The organism is Bradyrhizobium sp. PRIMUS42, assembly GCF_023006515.1.
Lineage (GTDB): Bacteria > Pseudomonadota > Alphaproteobacteria > Rhizobiales > Xanthobacteraceae > Bradyrhizobium.
The window spans coordinates 1-5,152 of sequence record NZ_JALBGZ010000467.1; the positions used below are offsets into that span (position 1 = coordinate 1).

General features: G+C 65.4%; 7 protein-coding genes. All 7 read left to right on the forward strand.

Annotated elements, in window-relative coordinates:
* Positions 1-720, forward strand: a 720-nt coding sequence (locus tag MOV75_RS26760) for a mechanosensitive ion channel family protein (RefSeq protein ID WP_247006886.1), incomplete at its 5' end; no start/stop codon positions are given.
* Positions 721-824: 104 nt separating this feature from the next.
* Positions 825-1,823 carry a tripartite tricarboxylate transporter substrate binding protein gene (locus MOV75_RS26765; protein WP_246930003.1) on the forward strand — a complete coding sequence of 333 codons (999 nt, stop codon included), beginning with the start codon at positions 825-827 and terminating at the stop codon, positions 1,821-1,823.
* A 160-nt stretch (positions 1,824-1,983) separates the two neighbouring features.
* Positions 1,984-3,636 carry an NAD-dependent malic enzyme gene (locus MOV75_RS26770; RefSeq protein WP_309486846.1) on the forward strand — a complete coding sequence of 551 codons (1,653 nt, stop codon included), beginning with the start codon at positions 1,984-1,986 and terminating at the stop codon, positions 3,634-3,636.
* Positions 3,637-3,967: 331 nt separating this feature from the next.
* Complete coding sequence (locus tag MOV75_RS26775; protein WP_194403816.1) at positions 3,968-4,360, forward strand: BlaI/MecI/CopY family transcriptional regulator; 393 nt, start codon at positions 3,968-3,970, stop codon at positions 4,358-4,360.
* Positions 4,357-4,611, forward strand: coding sequence for a hypothetical protein (locus MOV75_RS26780; RefSeq protein ID WP_246929999.1), 255 nt, complete (start codon positions 4,357-4,359; stop codon positions 4,609-4,611). Before MOV75_RS26775 ends, MOV75_RS26780 begins: the two co-directional genes overlap by 4 nt.
* A complete protein-coding gene (locus tag MOV75_RS26785; protein ID WP_247006887.1) occupies positions 4,566-5,021 on the forward strand; it encodes a hypothetical protein in 456 nt (151 codons plus the stop codon). The genes MOV75_RS26780 and MOV75_RS26785 overlap by 46 nt, the downstream gene beginning before the upstream one ends.
* The coding region (locus MOV75_RS26790; protein WP_247006888.1) for a hypothetical protein at positions 4,963-5,152 on the forward strand (190 nt) is incomplete at its 3' end. The genes MOV75_RS26785 and MOV75_RS26790, both read left to right, overlap by 59 nt.

Genomic DNA, 5,152 nt, shown 5'->3' on the forward strand with positions numbered 1-5,152 from the left:
CGCCTGCGCACCTTCCAGCCGATGCTGCGCACCGCGCTGCTCTGCCTGATCGCGACCGTGGTCGGCCTTACGACGCTGAGCGAGATCGGCGTCAATGTCGCGCCGCTGCTGGCCGGTGCCGGCATCGTCGGCATCGCCATCGGCTTCGGCTCGCAGAAGCTGGTGCAGGACCTCATCACCGGCCTGTTCCTGCTGTTGGAGAACACCGTGCAGGTCGGCGACAATGTCAGCGTCTCCGGCCTCTCGGGCGTGGTCGAGAACGTCTCGATCCGCACCATCCGCCTGCGCGCCGGTGACGGTGCCGTGCACATCGTGCCGTTCAGCGCCGTCACGACCATCACCAATGCCAGCCGCGGCGCCGGAAATGCCTCGGTCAGCGTCAACGTCGCCTACAAGGAAGACACCGACCGCGCGGGCCAGATCCTCAAGGACATCGTCGACGAGATGCGCCGCGAACCCGAATTCCGCGCGCTGATCCGCGGCGACCTCGATCTGTGGGGCATCGACAAGGTCGACGGCGCGATGGTGTCGATCGTCGGCCAGATCCGTTGCACCGAGGCCGGCCGCTGGCCGGTCCAGCGCGAATTCAACCGCCGCATGAAGTTGCGCTTCCAGCAGAACGGCATCGACGTCGCATCCGCCACCCAGACCATCTTGATGCATATCGCCCCGCCGGCAGATGGCTCGGCCCATCTGACGCCGCGGCGCGCGGCCGGATAGTCGCCCGGCGGAAATTTCCGGCTTGCCTCCATCGACCCGGCAGCGTTCACTCTGCCTCCAGCTCGCTGCCAAAATGCGGGCGACGACAATGGGTGGGTGGAATGATACGAGGGCTGTGGGCCGTCTTGCGCGGTCATGTGATCGTCTTGTGCGCGTTGGCCGGATCTGCGGCGTGGACGACGCCGGGTCATGCGCAAGCGTTTCCCTCGCGTCCGATCACCCTCATCGTACCGTTCGCGGCGGGCGGCCCGACCGATACGCTGGCGCGGATCCTGTCCGATCGGATCGCAGCCGAGCTGCGCACCACGGTCGTGGTCGAGAACGTCGCCGGCGCCTCCGGCAGCATCGCCGGCGCCCGCGTCGCACGCGCAACGCCTGATGGAACCACCATCACGATCGGCCATTGGGGCACCCATGTGCTGAACGGCGCGATCCTCAACCTGCCTTATGACGTCGTAAGTGATTTCGAACCCATCGCGTTGATCGCGATGGGCACGCAGCTCATCGTCGGCCGCAAGTCGCTCGAGGCCAATAATCTGAAGGAGCTGATCGCGTGGCTGAAGGCCAATCCCGGCAAGGCCACCGCGGGGACCTCGGGGGCGGGCACGGGAGCGCATGTCGCCGCCGTCTTCTTCAAGGACAAGACCGGCGCCGACTTCCAGTTCGTGCCCTATCGCGGCGCCGGGCCCGCCATGATCGATCTCGTGGCGGGGCAGATCGACATCATGTTCGACCAGGCGGCGAACTCGCTGGCGCATGCCAAGAGCGGCGCGATCAAGGCGTTCGCGGTGACCTCGCCGACGCGGCTTGCGTCCGCCCCGGATATCCCGACCGTCGACGAGGCGGGCTTGCCCGGGCTCTATATTTCCTACTGGCACGGCATCTGGGCACCGAAGAACACGCCGAAGGACATCGTCGCCAAGCTCAACGCGGCCATCGTCGCCGTGCTCGCCAATGCCGCGGTCAAGCAGCGCTTTGCCGAACTGGGGCAGGAGATTCCGCCGCCGGAGCAGCAGACACCCGCAGCGCTCGCCGTTTTCCAGAAGGCCGAGACCGGGAAATGGTGGCCGATCGTGAAGGCCGCGAACATCAAGCCTGAATAGCCTCGCCGCGTTAACCTTTTCTCGCGTGCCGCCTGTTGTTCGCGACGATCTCGCTGCGGTGCGAGATCACAATCGGCGCTTCGGTCTCTACGTCCTTGATCTCGTTGGAGCGCTGGCCGACAATGTGCGCTGTTCAACGTGAAGCTTCTTGGGGGAATTCGTGAATAGACCTGCCCGGGTCGTTGCCCAATCGACGTCGTCCAATCCGCCGCAAGGCATGGCGCTGCTGCGCGATCCCCTGCTCAACAAGGGCACCGCCTTCACGGAATCCGAGCGCGAAGCACTCGGCCTGCGCGGCCTCCTGCCGCCTTGCGTGCTGACGATGGAGACGCAGGCTCAGCGCGTCCTCACCAATTTGCGCACGCTGCCGACGGACCTCGAAAAATATGTCGCGCTGAACGCGCTGCATGATCGCAACGAGGCGCTGTTCTTCCGCGTAGTCGTCGACAATATCGACGAGATCCAGCCGATCATCTACACGCCGACGGTCGGGCTCGCCTGCCAGAAATACGGCCTGATCTTCCAGCGGCCGCGCGGCATGTTCATCTCCTCGCGCGACCGCGGCCAGATCGCCGAGCTACTGAAGAACTGGCCCTATCCGGCCAAGCTGATCGTCGTCACCGACGGCGAGCGCATTTTGGGACTTGGCGATCTCGGTGCCAACGGCATGGGCATCCCGGTCGGCAAACTTTCGCTCTATTCGGCCTGCGCCGGCGTGCACCCCGAGCTGTGCCTGCCTATTGTACTCGACGTCGGCACCAACAACGAAGAGCTCCTGAACGACCCCTATTATCTCGGCCTGCGCGAGCGGCGGCTCGCGGGCGAAGCCTATGACAGCTTCGTCGACGAGTTCATGCAAGCTGCGCGACAGACCTTTCCGGGCGTGCTGATCCAGTTCGAGGATTTCGCCAACCATTCGGCGTTCAAGCTGCTGCACAAATATCGGGACGAAGCCTGCGTCTTCAACGACGACATCCAGGGCACCGCGGCAGTAGCGCTCGCCGGCTTGTTCTCCGCGCTGCGCGTCTCCGGCGGCAAGCTGAAGGACCAGAAGATCCTGTTCCTGGGCGCAGGCGAGGCGGCGACCGGCATCGCCGATCTCGTGGTGTCTGCGATGATGGCGGAGGGCGCAACGGAGGCCGAAGCGCTGCGGCGCAACTGGCTGGTGGATTCCCGCGGCCTCGTCGTCAGCGGTCGTGATGGCCTGTCCGGCCACAAGCTCCGCTACGCCCACACCGACCAGGCGCCGATCGCCGACTTCCTCACCGCGATCAAGACGCTGAAGCCGACGGCGATCATCGGCGTTGCCGCGGTCGGCGGCGCCTTCACGCCCGACGTGCTCAAGACCATGGCCGCGCTCAACGAACAGCCGATCGTGTTTGCGCTCTCCAACCCGACCTCGAAGGCCGAATGCTCGGCGGAGGATGCCTATCGCTACACCGAGGGCCGTGCGCTGTTTGCCTGCGGCAGCCCGTATGACCCGGTGAAGCTCAACGGCCGCAGCTTCGTGCCGCGCCAGGGCAACAATTCCTACATCTTCCCCGGCGTCGGCCTCGGCGTCATTGCCAGCGGCTCGAAGCTGGTGACCGACGAGATGTTCATGGCGGCGGCCCACACGCTTGCCGATTGCGTCGGCAAGGACGACCTCGCGCAGGGCAGTCTCTATCCGGCGCTGCCGCGCATTCGCGAGGTCTCGGTTCGCATCGCCGCGGCCGTTGCGGACGTCGCCTATCAGCGCGGGCTCGCCGACGGGCCGGCGCCCAACGACGTCAAGGCCCTGGTCCAGTCCCAGATGTACGAGCCGCATTACTAGGGGCTTGTACATCCCAAACGGCTCGGTTAGCCCGCTGACGTAAAGGGAGGTGTGCTCCCTCCCCCGCTTGCGGGGGAGGGCTGGGGAGAGGGTATCTCCGCGATCGAGAACCCCCAAGAGGAGAGAACCCTCACCCGGCGCGTTGCGCCGACCTCTCCCGCAAGCGGGAGAAATGCACCGAGCCCGCGGGCTCTTGATCCAACCCAAGCTCATTCCACGTTAGGTCAGCATCGCGCCACCATCTCAGGTGGAATCGCCATTGTATGGCGCGACCCCATATGCGACAGTCTGTAGCGTTACAAGAAGAACTCAAGACGCAAGGTCTGGTGCCATGGACGATCGTTTGCCCGAGCTGGGCGACCTCGAGCGCGAGGTCATGCAATTGGTTTGGGCCCATGGTCCCGTCACGGCCGAGATCGTGCGTGAACGTCTGTCGCGTCGTCTGAAGGAATCGACGGTCCGCACCGTGCTGCGCCGGCTCGAGGAAAAGGGCTATGCTCGCCACACCGTGGACGGCCGCACCTATGTCTATCACGCCGCCGAGGAGCGCGCGAAGGTGGCGGCCAAGGCGGTGCAGCGCATCGTCGACTGGTTCTGCAACGGCTCGATCGAGGAGGTCCTCGTCGGCATGGTGGACAACAAGATGCTCGACCAGCAGCAATTGCGCGAGCTGGCGGACCAGGTGGCCAAGGCAAAGAAGGCGAGGGGAGTGAAGAAAGAATGATCGCAACTCTGGCGGAGGCGGCACTGCGCTCCCTTGTGCTGGGAGGCGTCGTCTGGTTCGGTCTCAACCTGTTTCGCGTGCGTAATCCGCACGTTCACATGACGGCCTGGGTCGTCGTGCTGCTGGCCTCGCTGGCGATGCCCTTCGTGATGCATTGGCCGACGCTCACGATCAGCCGACTGATTTTCTGCCGGCCGACATCTCGATGCTGGAGATGCCGCAGCCCGCGCTGCCCGTGGTGCCCGGGGTAGCCGTCGCACCGCCGCCGCCCAAAGCTGGGCTGCCGATCAATTGGTGGCTGATCGCCACCATCGTCTATGCCGGCATTGCAGGCCTGTTGCTGCTGCGACTCGCGATCGGTCTCTGCCTGACCTGGCGTCTTGCGCGCGCGGCAAAGCCGATGAAGGGCCCGCAGATGCTCGAGGCCGACGTGCGCGTCAGCCGCGATGTGGGCGGCCCCGTCACCTTCGGCTCGACCATTTTGGCGCCGCCGCAATTCACCAGCTGGGACGCCAAGAAGCGCCTCGCCGTGCTCGCGCATGAAGGCGCGCATGTCGCCAACCGGGATTTCTATGTCCTCCTGCTGGCGCCTCAACCGCGCGGTGTTCTGGTTCAGCCCGTTCTCGTGGTGGCAGCTGGCGCGCCTCGCCGAGCTCGCTGAGATCATCAGCGACGCCGAGGCAATCGAGATCATCGACGACCGGCTCTCCTATGCGGAAATCCTGCTCGACTTTGCCAGCACCGTGAAGCCGAGGCCGGCCGAGCTCGCGATGGCGCGGGCCTCGACCGTGC

Excerpts from the sequence above, each read along its gene's own strand:
- MOV75_RS26780 (WP_246929999.1), top strand. The coding sequence starts at position 4,357 with ATGATCGCAACTCTGGCGGAGGCGGCACTGCGCTCCCTTGTGCTGGGA.
- MOV75_RS26775 (WP_194403816.1), top strand. The coding sequence starts at position 3,968 with ATGGACGATCGTTTGCCCGAGCTGGGCGACCTCGAGCGCGAGGTCATG.
- MOV75_RS26785 (WP_247006887.1), top strand. The coding sequence starts at position 4,566 with ATGCTGGAGATGCCGCAGCCCGCGCTGCCCGTGGTGCCCGGGGTAGCC.